This window comes from Parasaccharibacter sp. TMW 2.1884 (genome assembly GCF_023337695.1).
Lineage (GTDB): Bacteria > Pseudomonadota > Alphaproteobacteria > Acetobacterales > Acetobacteraceae > Bombella > Bombella apis.
The window spans coordinates 1-20,871 of the sequence record NZ_QORR01000005.1; the positions used below are offsets into that span (position 1 = coordinate 1).

The 20,871-nt window shown below is 61.0% G+C and carries 21 protein-coding genes, 1 other RNA gene and 1 pseudogene; 15 read left to right on the forward strand and 8 right to left on the reverse strand.

What is annotated here, in order from left to right; genetic code table 11:
- Window positions 1-258 precede the first annotated feature (258 nt).
- From DTI93_RS07830 to DTI93_RS07850, 5 genes are all read right to left on the reverse strand, one after another.
- Entirely contained in the window at window positions 259-1,074 is an 816-nt protein-coding gene (locus DTI93_RS07830) for a TIGR00282 family metallophosphoesterase (RefSeq protein ID WP_081563303.1), read from the reverse strand.
- 10 nt (window positions 1,075-1,084) lie between these two features.
- Window positions 1,085-1,654 (reverse strand): 5-formyltetrahydrofolate cyclo-ligase, encoded by a 570-nt coding sequence (locus DTI93_RS07835; RefSeq protein WP_103765194.1) that lies wholly within the window; start codon window positions 1,652-1,654, stop codon window positions 1,085-1,087.
- Between the two features lie 14 nt (window positions 1,655-1,668).
- Window positions 1,669-1,828: non-coding RNA, 6S RNA (gene ssrS / locus DTI93_RS07840), on the reverse strand.
- 97 nt (window positions 1,829-1,925) lie between these two features.
- Window positions 1,926-2,318 (reverse strand): cell division protein ZapA, encoded by a 393-nt coding sequence (locus DTI93_RS07845; protein ID WP_081563301.1) that lies wholly within the window; start codon window positions 2,316-2,318, stop codon window positions 1,926-1,928.
- A 5-nt stretch (window positions 2,319-2,323) separates the two neighbouring features.
- Window positions 2,324-2,557, reverse strand: a complete 234-nt coding sequence (locus DTI93_RS07850; protein WP_103765175.1) for a hypothetical protein — start codon at window positions 2,555-2,557, stop codon at window positions 2,324-2,326.
- A 128-nt stretch (window positions 2,558-2,685) separates the two neighbouring features.
- Here DTI93_RS07850 and DTI93_RS07855 point away from each other — a divergent pair, with 128 nt between their 5' ends.
- Window positions 2,686-3,117, forward strand: coding sequence for a hypothetical protein (locus tag DTI93_RS07855; RefSeq protein WP_143539899.1), 432 nt, complete (start codon window positions 2,686-2,688; stop codon window positions 3,115-3,117).
- A complete protein-coding gene (locus DTI93_RS07860) occupies window positions 3,104-3,682 on the forward strand; it encodes a thiamine phosphate synthase (protein WP_081563299.1) in 579 nt (192 codons plus the stop codon). Before DTI93_RS07855 ends, DTI93_RS07860 begins: the two co-directional genes overlap by 14 nt.
- Before the next feature lie 10 nt (window positions 3,683-3,692).
- On the opposite strand, the gene DTI93_RS07865 is transcribed toward DTI93_RS07860, so the two are convergent.
- The 3 genes from DTI93_RS07865 to epmA are packed head-to-tail and all read right to left on the reverse strand — an operon-like array spanning window position 3,693 to window position 5,862.
- Window positions 3,693-4,394: a hypothetical protein gene (locus DTI93_RS07865; protein WP_043557950.1), complete on the reverse strand. Its 702-nt coding sequence runs from the start codon at window positions 4,392-4,394 to the stop codon at window positions 3,693-3,695.
- A gap of 5 nt (window positions 4,395-4,399) precedes the next feature.
- Window positions 4,400-4,804, reverse strand: coding sequence for a hypothetical protein (locus DTI93_RS07870; protein ID WP_086431220.1), 405 nt, complete (start codon window positions 4,802-4,804; stop codon window positions 4,400-4,402).
- 56 nt (window positions 4,805-4,860) lie between these two features.
- Window positions 4,861-5,862: an EF-P lysine aminoacylase EpmA gene (gene epmA / locus DTI93_RS07875; protein WP_043557946.1), complete on the reverse strand. Its 1,002-nt coding sequence runs from the start codon at window positions 5,860-5,862 to the stop codon at window positions 4,861-4,863.
- A gap of 121 nt (window positions 5,863-5,983) precedes the next feature.
- Between epmA and DTI93_RS07880 the strand changes: the two genes are divergently transcribed.
- From DTI93_RS07880 to DTI93_RS07940, 13 genes and pseudogenes are all read left to right on the forward strand, one after another.
- A complete protein-coding gene (locus tag DTI93_RS07880) occupies window positions 5,984-7,048 on the forward strand; it encodes a lysine-2,3-aminomutase-like protein (protein WP_086431221.1) in 1,065 nt (354 codons plus the stop codon).
- Between the two features lie 146 nt (window positions 7,049-7,194).
- Window positions 7,195-7,761, forward strand: a complete 567-nt coding sequence (gene efp, locus DTI93_RS07885; RefSeq protein ID WP_043557943.1) for an elongation factor P — start codon at window positions 7,195-7,197, stop codon at window positions 7,759-7,761.
- 2 nt (window positions 7,762-7,763) lie between these two features.
- Window positions 7,764-8,591 carry an inositol monophosphatase family protein gene (locus DTI93_RS07890; RefSeq protein WP_103765179.1) on the forward strand — a complete coding sequence of 276 codons (828 nt, stop codon included), beginning with the start codon at window positions 7,764-7,766 and terminating at the stop codon, window positions 8,589-8,591.
- A gap of 97 nt (window positions 8,592-8,688) precedes the next feature.
- Window positions 8,689-9,414: an OmpA family protein gene (locus DTI93_RS07895; RefSeq protein WP_052348880.1), complete on the forward strand. Its 726-nt coding sequence runs from the start codon at window positions 8,689-8,691 to the stop codon at window positions 9,412-9,414.
- Window positions 9,411-10,964: a MotA/TolQ/ExbB proton channel family protein gene (locus DTI93_RS07900; protein ID WP_249080215.1), complete on the forward strand. Its 1,554-nt coding sequence runs from the start codon at window positions 9,411-9,413 to the stop codon at window positions 10,962-10,964. Before DTI93_RS07895 ends, DTI93_RS07900 begins: the two co-directional genes overlap by 4 nt.
- A gap of 2 nt (window positions 10,965-10,966) precedes the next feature.
- Entirely contained in the window at window positions 10,967-11,935 is a 969-nt protein-coding gene (locus tag DTI93_RS07905) for a peptidoglycan -binding protein (protein WP_043557940.1), read from the forward strand.
- Between the two features lie 78 nt (window positions 11,936-12,013).
- The gene (gene lepA, locus DTI93_RS07910) at window positions 12,014-13,816 is read left to right on the forward strand and encodes a translation elongation factor 4 (RefSeq protein ID WP_043557939.1); all 1,803 of its coding nucleotides are present in this window, start codon (window positions 12,014-12,016) and stop codon (window positions 13,814-13,816) included.
- 3 nt (window positions 13,817-13,819) lie between these two features.
- The gene (locus tag DTI93_RS07915; RefSeq protein ID WP_249080217.1) at window positions 13,820-15,211 is read left to right on the forward strand and encodes a glycosyltransferase family 2 protein; all 1,392 of its coding nucleotides are present in this window, start codon (window positions 13,820-13,822) and stop codon (window positions 15,209-15,211) included.
- A 14-nt stretch (window positions 15,212-15,225) separates the two neighbouring features.
- The gene (locus DTI93_RS07920) at window positions 15,226-16,572 is read left to right on the forward strand and encodes an NCS2 family permease (protein WP_249080219.1); all 1,347 of its coding nucleotides are present in this window, start codon (window positions 15,226-15,228) and stop codon (window positions 16,570-16,572) included.
- Between the two features lie 187 nt (window positions 16,573-16,759).
- A pseudogene (locus tag DTI93_RS07925) lies at window positions 16,760-17,005 on the forward strand (exodeoxyribonuclease VII small subunit); the annotation flags it as partial.
- Between the two features lie 178 nt (window positions 17,006-17,183).
- On the forward strand, window positions 17,184-18,092 hold the full coding sequence (locus DTI93_RS07930) for a polyprenyl synthetase family protein (RefSeq protein ID WP_086431226.1): 909 nt from the start codon (window positions 17,184-17,186) through the stop codon (window positions 18,090-18,092).
- 6 nt (window positions 18,093-18,098) lie between these two features.
- Window positions 18,099-20,057, forward strand: a complete 1,959-nt coding sequence (gene dxs / locus DTI93_RS07935; protein ID WP_249080221.1) for a 1-deoxy-D-xylulose-5-phosphate synthase — start codon at window positions 18,099-18,101, stop codon at window positions 20,055-20,057.
- On the forward strand, window positions 20,057-20,812 hold the full coding sequence (locus tag DTI93_RS07940; protein ID WP_249080229.1) for a TlyA family RNA methyltransferase: 756 nt from the start codon (window positions 20,057-20,059) through the stop codon (window positions 20,810-20,812). Before dxs ends, DTI93_RS07940 begins: the two co-directional genes overlap by 1 nt.
- Window positions 20,813-20,871: the final 59 nt, after the last annotated feature.

Here is a 20,871-nt window from a genome sequence, read left to right on the forward strand (position 1 = left end):
AACGCCGCCAACATATCCCTTCCAGTCTCTACTTTATAACCCATATTCTCTTGTCAATGACCACCCCAGCCGCCCCGAAACTTCCGCTCCAGCGCCGCCGGTGAATGGGCTTATACGCAGATCCCCCCGACCGCACAACCCCATCACACCAAAAAAATCAAAAAAACTTCAAAAAAAGTTACACCCCCAAAAACAGCAGAGGGAATGGACCCTGCGATCCACTCCCTCTGCCCACCCAAATAATAGAATCATCCAACCTCAGAAATTCGGCATGGAAGGTAACAAATCTCCCCCCTGCCGGAACGGACAGACCCTGATGGCAAGGCCCGTCACATCATCTGTCTCCACCATCAGGCCAGAGACAGTGGCCTTTCCACTCGCAGGCTGAAACCGTTCCGTCGGCACCTTTTTGAGCATCTTGCGAATGGCGTTCTCTTTTTCCATGCCAATCACACTATCATAGTCGCCACACATGCCTGCATCCGTCTGATAGGCAGTCCCGCCTCTCAGAATACGGTGATCGGCCGTTGGTACGTGCGTGTGTGTCCCGACCACGAGAGAGACCCTTCCATCATAAAGATGGCCGAATCCCATCTTTTCACTGGTTGTTTCTGCATGGACATCCAGAATGGCCGCATGGACGGTTCCCCCGAGACGATGCCGAGAGAGAATCGCCTCCACCGCCCGGAATGGATCATCCAGCGCATCCATGAAAACACGTCCCATCACATTGATGACCAGAACCTTCCGTCCACAGGGCAAGGTGACGACACAGCTCCCATGCCCCGGGGTTCCTTCAGGATAATTGGCCGGGCGGACAACAGCTGGAAGCTGGTCAAGCTGACCGATGAGGTCTTTGCGATCCCAGGCATGATTGCCCAGCGTGATCGCATCCACGCCACCATCAAGCAGATCCCGCGCGATCTGGGGAGACAGGCCGAATCCATGAGAGGCATTCTCTGCATTCGCCACAACCACATCCAGCGACAGCTCTTCCCGCCAGCCTTTCAGCCCACCAAGAACAGCCTCACGCCCTGACCGGCCAACAATGTCTCCCAGAAATAGCAGTCTCAATGTCTATCCTTCATTCTTTACTGATATGAATGACCTCACGCTCCGTCACGATGACTGGCAATCGATGGTCATGTTCATCCATGGGCAGGGCCTCCCTTTCCTGCGAGGACAGACCATACCCCACAAGAGCAGCCTGTGAGTGGAGCGGCAATGTCCTGTCATAATAGCCCCCCCCATAACCAAGCCGCCCTCCCTGTCTGTCGAACGCCACAAGGGGGACCAGAATGACATCCGGCGCCCACCGCCTACCTGTAGGGTGCTGCGTCCCGAAACGACCTTTCCGCATCGGCCGGTCATGCCGCCACTCCCGAAAGACGAGTGGCTGACCCCTGGGGGGAGTTTCCGGCAGAACCACACGATATCCCGCCCGACCAAGCTGCCGACACAACGGACGCAGGTCCGCCTCTCCAGGAAGGGGCCAAGTAGCAGCAATGACAGCTGGTTGCATCCGACGGAGATAGGCCAGAAGATTGGAAACAAGCTGGCGGTTCTGCCGGGGCAGGACAGAACGGCGACGGGCCAGGACTTCCTGACGGATCATCGCCTTGGTCTGATCGGAAGGAAGAGAAAGCAATGCCATGGAATCCATCACCTAGTGAAGCCGCCTTGGCCGTTGGTCTCATCAGCCCTCCCGGACCTGCTAGGGCAGGTGGGCACCGGTAATAACGTGACCACAGCCACGACAGAGCCAGTTCCCTTGGAAGTGCTTATCGGCCCAGAGGTTGATCTTGCCTGACGCACCAGGCAGCTCCACCTCTCATATTGCACCCCTGCCCGGCGATAGACAAGCACTGGAGCCATGCTTTCTGCGGATTACAGCCACAGACAGAACCGATAGCCTCTACAGAATCTCATTCACCGGCCGCTGCCTCACCCGCAGCCGCTGCACTACCAGAAGGCCGAAGACCTTCTTCCACCCTGCTGAGCAGACTGGCCGCAATATCGGCAGCATCAGCCAGACGCCCTGCCGTCTGCTTGTAGGAGGCTTCGATTTGGCGGCTACGCTCTACCAGACTGCGCTCCTCATCCGTCATCTGCTTCTTTCGAGCCTCGTAAAGATCATCCGCCATGAGAAGCGATACCAGAAACATGGCCTCGCCATCACCACGCGGCCCCAATGTTCTGCGTACTTCCTCAAGACGCTGCGAAATGGAGGCGGCAAGCGCCTTCAGATGGTCTTCCTCACCATCCTGACAGCCAACCGTGTAGCTGAGGCCACCGACCGAAAGCGTTACCTGCGCCATGACCCTTATCTTTCCTCTTCTTCTGTTTCAGGAGACGCAGCAGCCCCGAGCGCCCCGGCATCCATCTCGAGAATTGTCCGCAGACGGGCCTCAAGAGCATCGATCCTGTCCAGCAGGGCCTGCCTCATTTCCTTCTGTTCCGTACGCTCGGCTTCGGCCTGGATTTCCTGCTGCTCCAGAGCAAAACCAAGCTGGACAAGGGCAATTTCCAACCGTTCAAGATCCGGATTTTTCTGCATGACACTCAACTGCCTGTTCTCCTGCACTGACACCCCCACCTTCATGGCCTATGATGCACGTCTGCCATGGCAGGATTCCCCTGCACTCCCAACATGACCATCCAGCTGATTTCCCAGATGAAGCCAGAATGACCGATCTTTACAGTGCGTCAAGCACCTTTCCACCCTTTCCACGCCCCTTCATCACCATTTCCACCCGCCCTGCCCTCCTGAAGGCTCATCAACATTTCGCCACACGCCCCTTCACCATCCTCTCGCCCCTCCATGCCGGGGCAAGCCTGGGCGTAGACTGGTGGCTCCACCTCACCAGAGGATCTGAAGCCCCTTCCATTCTTGATTGCGGTGCCAGCGCCTCACTGGCCATCAGCGCCCTGCATGAAGGGATTGACGGAGTCGTTTGCCGCGATTTCCGTGCTGGACTCCCCGACGACATGAAACATCGCCTTTTCTCCAGCCGCCCAGAAGATGACGTCATGCTGGACCTGCCTCTCTTCCAGGAGACGAAATGCTGGTCAACCAGCCAACAATCTGTCACATCTGACCCCCATGAATCACTGTGACCTCTACCCTGTCATCCCCTCACTTCCCGCCCTGACACAGCTTCAGGCGCAGCTTCCTCCCCTGCTGGCGCAAGAGGCCGTCACGGCTCTGCGGCTCTGCTTCGACAGGCCACCAGAGCGGAAACAGCTGGATGCCGTTCGTCAGATGGCCTGGGAAAGAGATGTCGCCCTGATTCTGGCTCCCGCCAACCTTGATCTGCTCCATGGTCTCTCCCTCAAGGAGAGCGATGGCGTCCATCTTTCCAGCCCGAAAGATGTCAAAACCTTTGCCGGACGCAGAGACAGACCGGAAGCGTTCCAGATCGGCTGCCATTGCCTGACACTGGATGACGCCATGCTGGCCGGGGAACAGGGAGCCGATTATGTCAGCCTGCCCGCCATCGGGCTGACAGCCCTGAAGCAGTGGAGCCTGTTTGCGGAACTGCCTGTCGTGGCCGAGCATGTCTGCACCACGGAAGAAGCCTTGGCGGCCACCCAGGCCGGAGCTGACTTTCTGGCCATCACGCTGGACCCGGCAGAGAATGGCCTGGACCATTTCACGGCCATAAGTGCAGCCATCCCCTGACGAAACCCTGTTACTGGTAGGGAAGGATTGAATCCACCATATACAGAACCCCGTTGGACTGCGGATAGCCATCACCGGCCAATGTCACGGTGCCATCTTTGCCGATGACCTCCACATTCCCGAAGACCGTGGGCTTCAGGATCACGTCATAGCCGGGGCCGGCCAATGTCCGCACCTGTATGCTCCCGCCCCTCTTCGCCGCCTTGCGCCGGATTGTCGGCATGTCCCAGTGCCCCACAAGAATCATCTGGCCGATGAAGCCCGTCAGATAACCATGCCCCGTTGCCCTCATGAGGTCCGGCCTGACCTCATGCTTGAAGGCTTCAAACGGCCCATTGGGAACAGCCAGCACGGTATGATCCTTCTCTCCCTCAAGAATGGACCAGTATCCCGCCCTTATGACGGCAGCCTCAAAATCGGCCAGCTCAATGGCACTGGCCAGATTGTCGCTCAACGGCCTGTCCTCAAAAGAGAAAGCAGGCGGCATGTGGTACCGGACCTGCGGATTGGGAGGCGCATCCGGTGCGGCAGGCCGGTATGTCGCCTGAATGCTTTTCGCCTCGGGCAAGGCCTCCGCATGGGTTGAGCCATGTACGTCAACAGGATCCTGCCGGACCACCCGGTGGCCAGAACAACCCGCCAGAACGGCAAGAACCATACAGGACAGACCCAGCCTCACGGACAGAGCCTGTCCTCCAAAAGAGCTACGCATCAGGCTCAACATCCTCCCCCATACAGCTTCCATCCCACAACCTTGTCTCCCACAACCTCAAATGTCGTCTGACAGGTAGCGCTGTAATAGCTCGGGGGAATGTTGATGCCCCCCCAGCCGCCACCATAGCCGTACCCGTATCCACCGCCCCAGCCCCAATCCCAGCTGGAATAGCCCGGCGAAACCTGCGTCTGTGTCTCGATATAAGAGAGGAAATTGTGCCCCTGTACATCGTAGGTACGGGCCGGAACCCCAAACCGCCGCAGCAGTTCAACGGTTGACTGACCAACCATGGAATCCAGAACCTTTGGCCGCTGAAGGGCCGGGACCGTACACCCGCCCAGCAGCATGACAGCCCCAAGGACCAGCCATGCCCGGCGCTTTCCCGCACCATTCACATCTCGTTCCATATTCCTCCCCCTGTTCCACACGCCTGCACCCTGAACACAGAAAATTCCACTCCGCCTCAGCTTAACCAAAGAATCTCCTCAAGACGAGGGGCACCCGTTGCCAGCATCACGAGCCTGTCGAAGCCCAGTGCAATGCCAGAAGTCGGCGGCATGTCGGCCAATGCCTCAAGAAAAGCTTCATCCAGCGGCCAGTCCTGCTCTGGTGTGATCTGCATCCGCCGTGCCCGGTCCGTTTCAAAACGCTGGCGCTGCTCCTGCGGGTCCGTCAGCTCCTCGAAGGCATTGGCCAGCTCCAGCCCGGCAGCATACAGCTCGAAACGCAGGGCCACCCGAGGATCAGCCGGATCACGCTTTGCCAGAGCCGCCTGTTCGGCAGGCCAATGCGTCAGAAAGGTCGGTCGCTCCCGCCCTATATGCGGCTCGATCCTTTCCAGAAGCAGGCGAAAGAACAGGTCCTCCCAGCTTTCTCCCTCCCGCAGCACCACCCCGGCCTCACGGGCCAGACGGTCGGCATCCCCGGCACTGGCCAGCAGGTCCACCCCGACATGGCGGGCAAAAGCCTCCTGCATCGTCAGGCGTTCAAAAGGCCGGTCCAGCTCCAGCATGACATCCCCATGAGAGAGACGGGGCGGCAGGACACGACGCAGCAGGTCCTCCGTCTCATCCATGAGGGACGACAGCCCGGCACCGGGACGATACCATTCCAGCATGGTGAATTCCGGCATGTGGGTCGCACTCCGCTCCCCGTTGCGCCAGACACGGGCCAGCTGGAACAGGGGCTGCCCCGTGGCCGCCACCAGACGCTTCATGGCAAATTCAGGACTGGTATGGAGGTAACGGACCTCGTCCGTGCCATCAGGACGTTCCAGAACCGTGCGGAAACAGCGCAGATGCACCTCTTCCCCCGGTGCCGGAACGGCATAGGGTGTCTCGACCTCCAGATACCCCCTGCCCTCAAAAAAAGCCCGCACGGCCTGCACCATCCTGGCACGCCGGCGCAGCAGGGGCAGGCGCTCCTGTATCCGGGCTGTCGTCTGTGTTGCGCTGGAACTCTCCATGACCGTTTCCTTCCACCCTCATCCGGCGATGCCGTCCCCTCCCTATAGGCCAGAGGCCCCGCACGGCACCATAGGCAGAGTTTTCTTGCAGGACGACGCGGCCTTTCGCTAGAGCAACTTCATGCACGATACCGCCTCATCCTCCCCGTCAGGCAGAACCCTCCGCAGCACACAATCGCTTCTCGAGGCGAAGCTCATCACGCCGGAACAGGCCCCGGCACTGGAGGAGGTGGCCAGGCATTATGCCACGGCCATTCCCCCCGCCTTCCAGCGGCTCATCACCAGCCCGGATGACCCGATCGCCCGGCAGGTCATTCCCGATGCCCGGGAGCTGCGGACCATGCCCCATGAAAGCGAAGACCCGATCGGTGATGAGGCCCTCTCCCCTGTCCCAGGCATCGTGCATCGCTATGAAGACAGGGCCCTGCTCAAGCCCCTGCTGGTCTGCCCGCTCTACTGCCGCTTCTGCTTCCGGCGGGAGCATGTAGGGCCCGATGGCGGCCTGCTGGGGGAAGAGGCTCTGGAAACCGCCTTCCACTGGATAGAGGCACATCCGCAGATACGGGAAATCATCCTGACCGGGGGCGACCCGCTGATGCTCTCCCCCCGCCGGATGCAACACATCATCCAGCGCCTGTCCTCCATCAGTCACATCGACATCATCCGCATCCACAGCCGTGTACCTGTCGCCGCCCCGGAACGCCTGACCACGGCGCTTCTCGACGCCATGGAGACTGACCGTGCCCTCTGGATGGTTGCCCACATCAACCATGCCCGGGAGCTGACGGACGAGGCCCGTGTGGCTGTCCGGCAGATGCTGGGCCGGGGTATCCCCGTCCTGTCCCAGTCCGTCCTGCTGCGGGGCGTGAATGACACGACGGAATCGCTGGAGGCCCTCCTCCGTGCCCTGATCGCCGCCCGCATCAAGCCCTACTACCTGCATCACCTCGATTCCGCCCCCGGCACGGCGCATTTCCATGTGCCGGTGGAGGAAGGCCGTGCCCTGCTGGAAAGCCTGCGGGGCCGGGTCTCCGGGCTGGTCTGGCCGACCTATGTCGTGGACATACCGGGCGGGAAAGGCAAGGTTCCACTCGGGCCGGATTATCTCGTCTCCACCCCGGCCGATGAAAGCTCCGGCTCCTCGCAGGCACGGGGACCGGACGGAAAGCCTTACCCTTTTACCTAGAGTGTACAGAGGGAGCTTGCGCCCGCCCCACCGACGCGGCTAGAAGTCTCCCTGAAGTTCATCAGAGAGTTTCCGCTTCTGCCCTGCCTGCATGGCCAGAAGCCTTGAGCAATACCCGATCTTTTGCATGTACATCAGGAGCTGACATGAAACAGCAAGCCAACCTCATCCGGGCCGGGCAGGTCATCGAACATAACGGCCGCCGCTGGACCGTCCTCAAGCAGCAGATTCTGACCCCCGGCAAGGGCGGTGCCTTCATCCAGGTGGAGATGCGCGACCTCGCCAGCGGCAACAAGAGCAACGAGCGGTGGCGTACGGCCGACACCGTCGAGCGTCTCGTCACAGAGGACAACGACTACATCTATTCCTACATGGATGGCGACAACATCGTCCTCATGGACCCCGAGACGTTCGAGCAGACCATGCTGCCGAAGGACATCCTTGGCGATCAGCTCCCCTTCCTTCAGGACAACATGACCATCAGCGTCAAGCTGGTCGAGGGCGACCCGGTGGCCGTCACCCTGCCGCCGCAGGTCACGCTGGAGATTGCCGAGGCCGACCCGGTCGTCAAGGGCCAGACGGCCAGCTCCTCCTACAAGCCTGCCGTGCTCTCCAACGGCGTGAAGGTGATGGTGCCTCCTTTCATCGAGGCCGGTGAGCGCATTGTCGTCCGCACGGAAGACGCCACCTACGTCGAGCGTGCCAAGGACTGATCATGCGTCTTTCTCCCCATATGGCTGTCATGCAGAACACCGCGCAGAAAGCGGCGCGGTCTCTCCTGCGTGACTTTGCCGAGGTCGAGCAGCTCCAGGTCAGCATCAAGGGTCCGGGAGACTTCGTCTCCCAGGCCGACATGCGGGCCGAGAAGACCATCCGTGAAGAACTGGCCCGTGCCCGTCCCGGCTACGCCTTCCTTATGGAAGAGAGCGGGGCCTCTGGCGGTGACAACTGGACATGGCGCTGGATTGTCGACCCGCTGGACGGCACCTCCAACTTCCTCCACGGCATTCCGCACTGGGCCATTTCCATCGCCCTCCAGCGTCGTCATCCGAATGGGGACGTCGAGCTGGTGGCCGCCGTCGTTTACAACCCGGCCTCTCATGAGATGTTCTGGGCCGAGAAAGGCATTGGTGCCTTCCTCAATGACCGGCGCATCCGTGTCTCTGCCCGGCGTAAGCTTTCGGAAGCCATGTTTGCCACGGGGATTCCTTTCGCCAAGGTACCAGCCCAGTACCGCATGCCTTTTGGCCGCGTGCTGAGCAGCCTGATGCCCAAGGTCGCTGGCATCCGCCGCTGCGGCGCTGCCGCCCTGGACCTCGCCTGGCTGGCTGCCGGCCGCTATGAAGGTTACTGGGAGCTGGGCCTGAAGCCGTGGGACTGTGCCGCAGGGCTGCTGATTGTCCGGGAGGCCGGTGGCCATGCCACGGATGTTGAGGGCAACGACCTCGGTACCCTTGATGATGATGTCCATGTCGTCGCTGGCAACCAGCACTTCCATGCCCCCCTGCGTGAACTGGTGCACAGCGCCCTCACGCAGGACTGAAACATCATTCCACCATGACCGGGGATGGAGCCGTGTTCTCTGCTATGGTACCGCCATAAAGATTGCAGGATGCGGCTCCTCCGCATAGGATGCAGGCATGAAAAACCGGCTGGCTTCCCTCTTCCCTCTGCTTTGCACGCCTCTCGTGGCGGGGCTTCTGTGCGCCCCGGCGGTGCGGGCCCAGGTTTCCACGAATCTGGATGCCCTCCCCGAGGCTGCACCAGCAACCCAGACACCCCGGCAATCCGCCCGGCAGGAAAATCGCACGGTGACCCATCCTGCCCCCGTACCGCAGGCCCCGCCCGTACCGCCGGGATATACCCGGGTTCCCAGCATTGCTGCTGAGGCTCCCAAACCGACAGTCATCACCCCACCAGAATTCCCTGTCATCCTGCACCCTGCCGTTCCCGCAGCGGACGTCCAGCCCGACGGAAGCAGCCACAGCCATACCGAGCCGCAGGAGGCGGACGCCCTGCGCATCCTGTTCGACACCGGCAGCACCGGCCTGAACGCCACAACCATCGAGTCCATCCGCCATTATGCGGAGACCATGGCCCCGAAAGCAGACACACGCTTCGTACTCCGCAGTTATGCCACGGTGCCCGGCAGCGACATTTCTGCACCCCGCCGGCTGGCCCTCTCCCGTGCCCTGGCCGTGCGTGGCCTGCTGGTACGGAGCGGCATTGCCACGACACGCATCTATCCCATCGCCCAAGGGCGGCCAGACAGTACCGACACCGCCCCTGCGGACAGGCTGGACATCCTCCCCGAAGCCAACCCCTCTCCTTCAGACAGTCCTGAAAAAGGAAACACGGCACCATGACGCGCCCGACCCGTTATCTCGTCCGTATCGTTGTTTTTCTGCTAATCATCATGGGGCTGGCCTTTGCCCTGCGGGATGTGCTGGTCCATGCCTTCATGGTCAATCCGGGACTGGACGGTGTCATCATCGCCATCCTGCTGCTGGGCATTCTCTGGAACCTCCATCTGACCATCCGGCTCTTTCCTGAAGTCCGCTGGGTCAACATCCTGCGCCAGCCACGAGCCGGGCTGAAAGTGCCGGAGCCGCCCCGGCTTCTCTCCCCCATGGCCCGTGTCCTGCGGGCACGGCGGGATGAGAATCCCGGTCTCTCCCTCTCCACCCAGACCACACGGGCCATGCTGGAAAGCCTGGAAGCCCGCATGGATGAAGGCCGGGAGATTTCCCGCTACATCACGCAGCTTCTGGTCTTTCTCGGGCTGCTGGGCACGTTCTATGGGCTGATTCTCACCGTACGTTCCGTGGCAGATGTCATCAGCGCCATGCCTTCCGGCGGGGCGGACATATCCACCATGTTCGAGCACGTCAAAACAGGACTGGTCAAACCGCTCGGTGGCATGTCCACGGCCTTCTCTGCCTCCATGTTCGGTCTGGCGGGGTCGCTCATTCTCGGCTTCCTCGACCTGACATCAGGACAGGCGCAGAACCGTTTTGCCAATGAGATCGAGGAATGGCTGGCTGACCAGACCTTTCTCGAAAACCCGGAAACAGGACCTGAGAGCCCCGCAGAAGACAGACTGGCCACCATGGAAGCCTGGCTGCCACGTGTGCAGGACTTCATGCGGCTCACGACGGAAAATGTGGCCCTGCTCCAGCAGAACATCACCATCCTGCGCCGCATCCTGGAGGTGGACGGAGAGGACAACGCCAAGATCATTCTTGGCCTGCGCGCCCTGAACGAAACCATGCACAAGCTCTATGCCGATGGTGCCTTCCACAGGGACCAGTCCGCCATTCTCGGCCAGCTGACCAGCATGAATGAGACCTTCCGCAAGGGAGCTCCAGCGACACAACATGACACATCCTCCCCATCCCGTGAAAATCAGGGGTCTCTCATTGAGAGACTGACGCGCATCAGCGAGAATCTCCTGCATCATCGTGAAGCAGCCGCTCAGCCTCATGATAAAGTCCTCCGTGAAGGGCAGGCCGCCATCATCGAGAAGCTGGCGGAGATCCGTGAAGCCCTGCCTCATGAACGTGAAACCACATCCCATCAGCATGATGAGGCCATCCGGGCTGGACAGACGCACATCATTGAGAAGCTGACAGAAATCAACGAGACCCTCCGCAGCCATCAGGCACCCCCTGCCGCCCCTGCGCAGGACCTCTCGCAGCTCCAGCAGATCCTTCAGCAGATCGAAGAAGGGAACCAGGCCACACTGCGGACCATGAAGGCCCTGAGCAGCAGCGTCAGCCAGCGTCACTTCGAGGATCCGGCCGTCACCCAGCTGCTTCAGGACATGGAAAGGCAGCTGCTCGGCCTGCGTACCGATATCGTTTCCCTTGCCAGAAGTGAGAAAAGCCCCTTCATCTCCCGGCGTGGGGAGGGCTGACCATGGCCCGCCGCCGTCACCGCTCCGGCTCCATCAATGCCTGGCCGGGCTATGTGGACGCCCTCTCCTCCCTGCTGATGGTGGTCACGTTCGTCCTGCTCGTCTTCGTCCTCGGGCAGGAATTCCTCTCTGCGACCATCACCCAGAGAGAACACGCTCTGGAAAACCTGAAGCAGGAGCTCACCCATCTCAGTGACATGCTCTCCCTCAGTGAGGCAAAGGTCAAAACGCTGAGCAGTGCCGAGCAGGAACAGCGTGCCATGGTCGCCACGCTGAAGAGCCAGCTTGATGAGCGACAGCATCAGCTGGACGACATGCAGACCCACTCAAAAGAGGTCGAAAGCGCCCAGCTTGGCAGCATTGCCGATCTCTCATCGCAGATCACCGAGCTGACCCGCCAGCTCCAGGCCGTCTCCAGTGCCCTGGAGATTGAAAAAAAGAACGAGGTGGACAAGGATGCCCGCATCGCCGAGCTGGGGCAGAAGCTCAACATCGCCCTCGCTGACAAGGTCAACCAGCTTCAGCGTTACCGTTCCGAGTTCTTTGGCAGACTGAGGGACATTCTCAAAAATCAGCCAGGAATCTCCATTGTGGGCGACCGCTTTGTCTTCCAGTCCGAGATTCTCTTCCCCAGTGGCAGCGCAACTCTCACCCCGACAGGCCAGAAACAGCTCCTCACCCTGGCCCGTACGTTCCGTGAGGTGGCGGCCACCATTCCGTCTGATGTCCCATGGATTCTCCGTGTTGATGGCCATGCGGACCGCAAGCCGATCCGCTCCACTTTCCCAAGCAACTGGGAGCTGTCATCCGCCCGTGCCATTACGGTCGTCAAAACACTGATCACCAATGGGGTGGACCCGCATCACATTGCTGCCACGGCATTCTCCGGCTATCAGCCACTGGACAATGGCTCAAGCCCGGAAGCTCTGGCCCGCAACCGACGGATCGAGTTCCGCCTGACAGACCGCTAGCCCCCTTCACCCGTGGCGAGGGCCTCCCCGCCACCACACATGCTGACAGAACTTTCAGAATCACCTAATTAGGGCGTCATGACCGACACACCGCTTCACCTCATCCGCAATTTTTCCATCATCGCCCATATCGACCATGGCAAATCCACCCTGGCCGACCGGCTGATCGAAGCCTGCGGCGCCCTGACTGCCCGTGAAATGAAGGGGCAGGTTCTCGATTCCATGGAGCTGGAGCAGGAGCGGGGCATCACCATCAAGGCCCAGACTGTCCGGCTGACCTATCCCGCCAAGGATGGCAACGTCTATACGCTCAACCTCATGGACACGCCCGGCCATGTGGACTTCGCCTACGAGGTCAGCCGTTCCCTCGCCGCCTGCGAAGGGTCCCTTCTGGTCGTGGATGCCTCACAGGGCGTCGAGGCGCAGACTCTGGCCAACGTCTATCAGGCCATTGACGCCAACCATGAGATCGTCCCCGTTCTCAACAAGATTGACCTCCCGGCCGCTGAGCCGGAACGTGTCCGTGCCCAGATCGAGGAAGTGGTCGGCATCCCGGCAGATGATGCCGTGGAGATCAGTGCCAAGACGGGCCTGAACATCGAAGGCGTGCTGGAAGCCCTTGTCCAGCGCCTGCCTGCCCCCAAGGGTGATGCCGAGGCTCCCCTCCAGGGGCTGCTGGTGGACAGCTGGTACGACAGCTATCTCGGCGTCATCATCCTTGTCCGCATCAAGGAAGGCCGCCTGAAGCGGGGCGACAAGATCCGCATGATGCAGACCGGGGCAACCTATCATGTCGACCAGGTCGGCGTGTTCCTGCCCAAGATGCAGCCGGTCGACTCCCTCGGCCCGGGCGAGATGGGCTACATCAACGCCGCCATCAAGACCGTGGCGGACTGCAATGTCGGTGACACCATCACGCTGGACAACCGCCCGGCGGAAAAGGCCCTGCCCGGCTTCAAGCCCTCCATACCGGTCGTCTGGTGTGGTCTCTTCCCTGTCGATGCCGACGATTTCGACAAGCTGCGCACCAGCCTCGGCAAGCTGCGGCTCAATGACGCCTCCTTCCACTTCGAAGCGGAAACATCGGCTGCCCTCGGCTTCGGGTTCCGCTGCGGGTTCCTCGGGCTGCTGCATCTGGAGATCATCCAGGAGCGTCTCTCCCGTGAGTTCAATCTGGACCTCATCGCCACCGCTCCCTCCGTCGTGTACAAGATGCACATGAACAACGGCGAGGTCGAAGAGCTGCACAACCCGGCCGACATGCCGGAGATCAGCAAGATCGACTATATCGAAGAGCCGTGGATCAAGGCCTCCATCCTCGTGCGGGACGAGTATCTGGGGTCCGTCCTCACCCTCTGCACGGAACGTCGTGGCGTCCAGATCGACCTGACCTATGTTGGAGACCGGGCCATGGTCGTGTACCGCCTGCCCCTCAACGAGGTGGTGTTCGACTTCTATGACCGTCTGAAATCCCTCACGCGGGGTTATGCCTCCTTCGAGTATCAGATGGATGGTTACGAGGAGAGCGATCTGGTCCGCATCTCCATCCTCGTCAATCACGAGCCAGTGGATGCCCTGGCTTTCATCGCCCACCGTACCGTGGCCGAGACACGGGGCCGGGCCATCTGCGCCAAGCTGAAAGACCTCATCCCCCGCCAGCTCTTCAAGATCGCCATCCAGGCCTCCATCGGCTCCAAGGTGATCGCCCGTGAGACGCTGGGGGCTCTCTCCAAGGATGTCACGGCCAAATGTTATGGTGGTGACATCTCCCGTAAACGCAAGCTGCTGGAAAAGCAGAAAGAGGGCAAGAAACGCATGCGGCAGTTCGGCAAGGTCGAAATCCCGCAGAGCGCCTTCCTCGCCGCCTTGAAGATGGACTGACCCATGCCCCGGACCGCCGCCCTTCTCTGCGTCCACAATGAAGCCAACAGGCTTGGCTGGTGGATCGCCCACCATATGGCGGCGGGTTTTTCGGCCCTGCTCATCTGTGACGACCATTCCACCGATGGTACGCAGGACATCCTGACCCAGGCAGCCCGCAACTACGACATCCGCCTGCTGACAACGGACCGCCAGGAAACAGACAGCCTGCACCGCCATCAGGATGCCCTGCTGACCATGCTCCAGCAGGAGGGCGACCATTTCGACTGGATCATCCAGCTGGCCGTGGATGAATATTTCACGCCTGATGGCGGCTCCGTGAAGGCGTTCCTGACCGGGATGGAGGCAGAACTGGGGGCAGAGACCTTCCAGAAAACCAGTCATCTCCCTGTCAACTGGTGCCTGACCGGCCTTGGCCAATGGGCCCACAAAACCCTTGATGGGCAGATGCCCCATCCACGGGCCCTCTTTCAGACCCACGCCGACAGCAATTTCCCGGACAGCCGGGTCACACGGTCTTTTTTCCGTCCTTCCAGCAGACAGGGCCTGCCAGACCCGTTTGCCCATATCCATGCAGCGCCGGACTGGTCCGCTGCCCGCATCCTGCATGATGCTGCCACCAGCAGCCACACACCGCAGATGCGCCGCCACTTCGACCGCAGCGAACAGTTCTACGACAAAGGGCAGGCTCTCCTGCCCCAGACGCTGGATATCAGCGCCCATCTCCTTCAGGGCCTGATCCTCGGTGCCTGTTACGCCATACAGAATGGACAGGCCCCTACCTCCTCCACCGGGGCACCTCCCCCCGAGACCGCCTGCCGCTTCAACCGGTTCCATCTGCACCGCGACGGACAGCGGCTTGCCCTGAACAGGGACAGCCGCATGACAGGCTTCCACCCCCTTGAGGAACTCCGGGACAGTCCCACGCTGATACCGCTCTGCCTCATCAAGCCGGAAAACCCCGTACCGGGAATGGAAAATCGGGCATGGCTGTATGCAGACCGTCCGTCTGGCCTCCCATACCTGCCCGCAGCAGCCCCTGCCTCCACCTGTTTCCCGACCCTGCTGGACTGCCTGCCCCTCCATCTCCAACAGGATGACGGAGCTGTCAGGCTCTCGCTCCGCCCGACGGCGCTGGCTTTCCCCGATGACGCCCCCGTAACCCTCGTCCCCGCAGAGATCTCCTCATTCTCCAGGCTGGACCCCGTGGAAAACGCTCTCCAGCACTTTACACTCCATGGTTTTTCAGCCGCTGGACTCCATGAAGCCATACGGCAGGGCCGGTGGCTCTCACCATCCGTCATCGGGGCTCTCTATGCCCAGCTGCCAGAGCAGGAGGCCCGTACACTCTTTACCCCCCTGCTCTACCGGCTCTTCCACGACTGGCCCCGCTAGACATCCCCTCTTTCATGAAACATGACGCCGTGATCCGCTCTTCCCTTGACCATTTCTTCCAGATCACCCGGCGTCACTCAACAATCCCCCGTGAAATCAGTGCCGGACTGACCATTTTTGGCTCCATGGCCTATATCATGGCCGTCAATCCGGCTGTTCTGGCAGGTGCCGGACTGGCCCGCCATGACATGATCATGACCACCATCGCCGGTGCCGTAGCCGGAACACTGCTCATGGCCCTATGGGCACGGCTGCCCATAGCCCTGGCCCCCGCCATGAGCAGCAATGTCCTGTTTGCCCAGGTGGTCGTTCAGCAGGCCCATGTCTCACCCTCCACGGCCTTCACGGTCGTCCTCTTCAGCGGGATGTGTTTCACGCTCCTCTCGCTCACACGGCTTCGCCTGAAAATCATACAAAGCTTTCCACCCTGCATCATACTGGGCATCCAGACAGCCATTGGCGCTTTCATCGCCCGGATCGGTCTCATCTCCGCCGGAATCGCAGTCCCATCCGCAGGCGGGCTTGGTTTTGCCTCCCTCTCGCACCCGGCCGTGATCCTTGCCCTGGCTGGGGTGATGTTCTGCCTGCTGCTCCAGCTTCTCCGTATTCCCGCAGGGCTGCTTATCACCATCATGGTCCTGACCCTTGCCGGCCTTGTCGTCCCCGGCCCTGATGGGCAGCCCCTGACCCAGCTTCCCGGCCACCTGATTGACTGGCCCCATTATCCGGTCAACATGCTTGCGCCCTTCGACTTCCATGAATTCTTTCAGCATCTCGGGCTGCTGCTGCCCATCACGCTCTATATCCTGCTCAGCGATTTCTTCGATGCCACAGGAACGATGCTGACAGTGACACGACAGGCTGGGCTCTGCGGCACCAGAGAACAACCCGACCTGCCTCCCCGCGCCTTTGCAGCGGACGGAGCAGCCAGCATCATCGGGGCCCTGCTTGGAACCTGTACCGTTTCCGCCTATCTGGAAAGCCTGACAGGCGCCGAAGCCGGTGGCCGTACAGGCCTCAGCGCCCTTGTGGTCGCCCTGCTGTTTGCCCTCTCCTGTTTCTTCTGGCCCCTGATAACAGCCATCCCCGCTCTGGCAACAGCCCCTGTACTGGTCTTTGTCGGAATCATCATGCTCAGCAACCTGACCGAACTGCCCGACAATCTGGAAGAGTCCTTCCCACCCCTCTGCATGGTTCTGCTGACGGTCGTTACGGGCAGTTTCATGCTGGCCCTTGCCTGCGGAATGCTGCTCTATACGGCCATGCTACTCATCAGACGGGCATTTCACAAAGTTACACCTGTCATAATTTGTCTTGATATAATTTTTCTCTGTTACATGATTCTGCAGGGGCGGTTTTAATGAAACTGTAAGACAAAAGCCCTGATGTTCCTCGATAAAAAACGTTAAAACAGGGTTGCCACTCTCCCGGAAAAACATCACGGCGCTCCGTGATGTTCCCCGACGGGCAGGATGAGGGCTGGAAAAAATCTCTCCATCCCTGTAATGCCCTGTAAGTTTCATGATCTGAACCCCGGCTGGATAGTTCATGCCCGACCCTACGACGACACAGACAACACCGCTGCACCAGCTTTCTTTTGAAAACGCCCTGGCCGAACTTGAGCAGATCGTCCGCGGGCTGGAAAGCGGCCAGATGAAGCTGGAAGACGCAATCTCCGCTTATGAGCGCGGTGCTGCCCTGCGCCGCCATTGTGAGGAAAAGCTGGGAGAGGCAGAAATGCGTGTGAAGGCCATCGTCCAGAAGGCTGATGGCTCCCTGTCGGAAGAACCTCTGGAGAAGGCGGAACAGCCTGCCCCACGCAGAAGGGCCAACGCCAGCCCCAGAAGGCCATCACCCGCCCCAAAGGAAGGCTGGTCTTCCCCGCCGCCTCATCTGGATGATGAGATTCCATTCTGATGAATCATTGCCTGCACACACTTACGACAGCCACCTTCCGCAAGGAGACTTCCCGATGACCGACAGCCACGCCCTTCCCCTCAAGGATGCCCTCCGCCAGGCCTGTCGTGAGATCGAGGCCAGCATTGATGCTCTCCTGCCGCCAGTGCCGGGTGATGAATCCCTGCTGATCGACGCCATGCGCTATGCCGCCCTGAATGGCGGCAAACGGCTGCGAGGATTCCTCGTGCTGGAGATCGCAGCCCTTTTCGGGGCATCCCGTGAAGCCGCCCTGCGTGTGGCTGCCTCCGTCGAGTTCCTGCACGCCTATTCTCTCGTCCATGATGACCTGCCTGCCATGGATGATGATGACCTCCGCCGGGGCCAGCCTTCCACCCACAAGAAATTCAATGAAGCCTTCGCCATCCTCGCTGGTGATGCCCTCCAGACCAGTGCCTTCGAAGTCCTGCTGGAAGACGCCACAAGTGCAGACCCCGCCATCCGGGCCGAGCTGGCGCTGGCACTGGCCCGTGCCTCCGGCAGTGCAGGCATGGTGGGCGGTCAGGTCATCGACATCCGCGGGGAAGGCAAGGCTCTTCCTCTCGAGAAGGTCAAACGCCTTCATGCCATGAAGACAGGTGCCCTCATCCGCTATGCAGCAGAAGCCGGGGCCATTCTGGCAGGGCTCAAGGCCGATGACCCACGCCGCCAAGCCATCGTCCGCTACGGAACCGACCTCGGCACGGCCTTCCAGGTGGCTGATGACATTCTAGACACTACCGCCAGCACCGAAGAACTGGGCAAAACGGCAGGGAAAGATGAAGATGCCTGCAAGTCCAACTACGTCTCGCTGCTTGGCATCGAAGGGGCCCGCAAGGAGGCCCTGCGCCTGAGCGAGCAGGCCCGCCAGTCCCTTTCCTCTTTCGGTCCCCGTGCGGATACGCTCCGTGCCCTCGCTGATTATTTCGTTGAACGCAGGAACTGATTGTTCATGAGCACGTCTTCCTCCATCCCTACTCTGGGCCGTTATCCTCTTCTGGATCGGGTAAGCGTACCGGCGGACATGAAAAACCTGTCCATCGAGCAGCTCACCACCCTGGCCGAAGAACTCCGCTCGGAGACCATCAATGCGGTTTCCACCACGGGTGGGCATCTGGGTGCCTCCCTCGGCGTGGTCGAGCTGACGGTCGCCCTCCATGCAGTGTTCAACACACCGGATGACCGGGTGATCTGGGATGTCGGCCACCAGGCCTATCCGCACAAGATCCTGACCGGCCGCCGTGAGCAGATCCGCACGTTGCGCCAGCCGGGCGGTCTCTCCGGCTTCACCCGCCGGTCGGAAAGCCCCTACGACCCCTTCGGTGCGGCCCATTCCTCCACGTCCATCTCTGCTGGACTGGGCATGGCTGTTGCCCATCACCTCTATGCGGAGGACCATCCTTCCTACCGGGAACGGAATGTCATCTCCGTCATCGGGGACGGGTCCATCTCCGCCGGCATGGCCTATGAGGCCATGAACAATGCCGGGGCCATGGGTGGCAAGGGGGCGGAACGGCTCATCGTCATCCTGAATGACAATGAGATGTCCATTGCGCCGCCTGTCGGGGCCATGTCCAACTATCTCAGCCGCCTGATGTCCTCCCGCCGCTTCCTCACCCTGCGGGACATGGCGGGCAAGCTGGCCAAACGGCTGCCCTCCCGCATTGAGCGCACAGCCAAGCGGGCCGAGGAATATGCCCGTGGCATGATCATCGGCGGCACGCTGTTCGAGGAGCTGGGCTTCTATTACATCGGCCCGGTAGATGGACACGACATGCACCAGCTTGTCCCCATCCTCCGCAACCTGCGGGATGCCGAGGACAAGGGACCCGTCCTGCTGCACGTCATCACGGAAAAGGGCCGTGGCTACAAACCGGCCGAGGCCGCCGGGGACAAATATCATGCCGTCGCCCGCTTCGACGTGGAAACCGGCAAGCAGAAAAAAGGGCCTGCTGGTCCCCCCACCTACACGGATGTCTTCTCCCGCGAGCTGCTCCACCGGGCCAACCAGGATGACAGGGTGGTTGCCATCACGGCAGCCATGCCGTCCGGCACCGGGCTGGACAAAATGGCCCAGCAGCATCCTGACCGCTATTTTGATGTCGGCATTGCCGAGCAGCATGCCGTGACCTTTGCCGCCGGGATCGCCAGCGAAGGGATGCGCCCCTTCTGCGCCATCTACTCCACGTTCCTCCAGCGGGCCTATGATCAGGTCATGCATGACGTGGCCCTCCAGAACCTGCCTGTCCGCTTTGCCGTGGACCGGGCCGGGCTTGTCGGTGCGGACGGCGCAACCCATGCAGGCTCCTTTGACCTGAACTATCTCTGCTGTCTGCCCAACATGACGGTCATGGCTCCGTCTGATGAGGTGGAGCTGCTTCACATGACGGCCACGGCATGGGCGCATGACAGCGGACCAATCGCCCTGCGCTATCCCCGTGGGGCTGGTCTGGGCCAGAAACTCCCCGATGAAGGGGAAATTCTGGAAATCGGCAAAGGCCGCATCATCCGCTCCTCCGAAGGAGAAGGCGTAGCCATCCTTGCTCTCGGTCCCCGCCTGCACGAGGCCCTGAAGGCCGCCGAAACGCTGGCCAGGGACGGTATTGCCGTCACCGTGGCCGATGCCCGCTTCGCCAAGCCAGTTGACGGTGCGCTGATCGAATCCCTCGCCCGCCAGCACAAGGTCTTCATCACCATTGAGGATGGCGCACCGGGTGGGTTCAGCACGCAGGTAGTGCAGCATCTGGCCGAAACCGGCCTGCTCGATCAGGTCCGTTTCCGCCCCATGGCCCTGCCGGATACGTGGATCGACCACAACACTCCTGCGGCCCAGTACGAAGAAGCGGGCCTGACAGCCCGTCACATTGCCGATCTGGCCCGCAAGGCCTTTGATGGCAAGGCTGGGGCCTGATGGCCAAACGCCGTGCGGACCAGCTCCTTGTGGACAGGGGGCTGGTGGAGACACGCAGCCGGGCACAGGCCCTCATCATGGCCGGGCTGGTCTATGCCGGCCCGCATGGTGACAGGCCCGTCAAAAAAGCAGGGGATCAGCTCACTGAAGACATGCCCCTGACCCTGAAAGGGCAGGACCATCCCTGGGTCTCCCGTGGCGGGCTGAAACTGGCCCATGCACTGGAACATTTCCCCCTCTCTGCAGAGGGAAAGATCGCCGTGGATGTCGGAGCCTCAACGGGCGGCTTTACCGACGTGCTGCTCCAGAATGGAGCGGCAAAAGTCTATGCCGTGGATGTCGGACACGGCCAGCTGGCCTGGAAGATACGCTCCGATGACCGTGTGGTGGTGCTGGAGAAAACCAACGCCCGCCACCTGAATGCCGAACACATACCCGAGGCCCCGGACATTGTCGTCTGCGATGCCAGCTTCATCAGCCTGAAAACCGTTCTGGCTCCGGCCCTTGGCATGGCAAAAAATGGGGCTTGGGCCGTGGCCCTCATCAAGCCGCAGTTCGAGGCAGGCCGGGCCGACATCGGCCCCAAGGGGGTCGTACGGGACCCCGCCGTGCATGAACGTGTCTGCGAGGAAATCCGGGACTGGTTTGCCAGCCTCCCCGGCTGGACCATCCTTGGCCTGGTTCCCAGCCCGATCACCGGGCCCGAAGGCAACAGGGAGTTCCTCATCGCCGCCCGCAAGGACGCCATCGGGTAAGCCCACCCTCGCCCCTCACTTTTCTGACCCGGAAACGGGTTCCCATGCTATAGCCACCA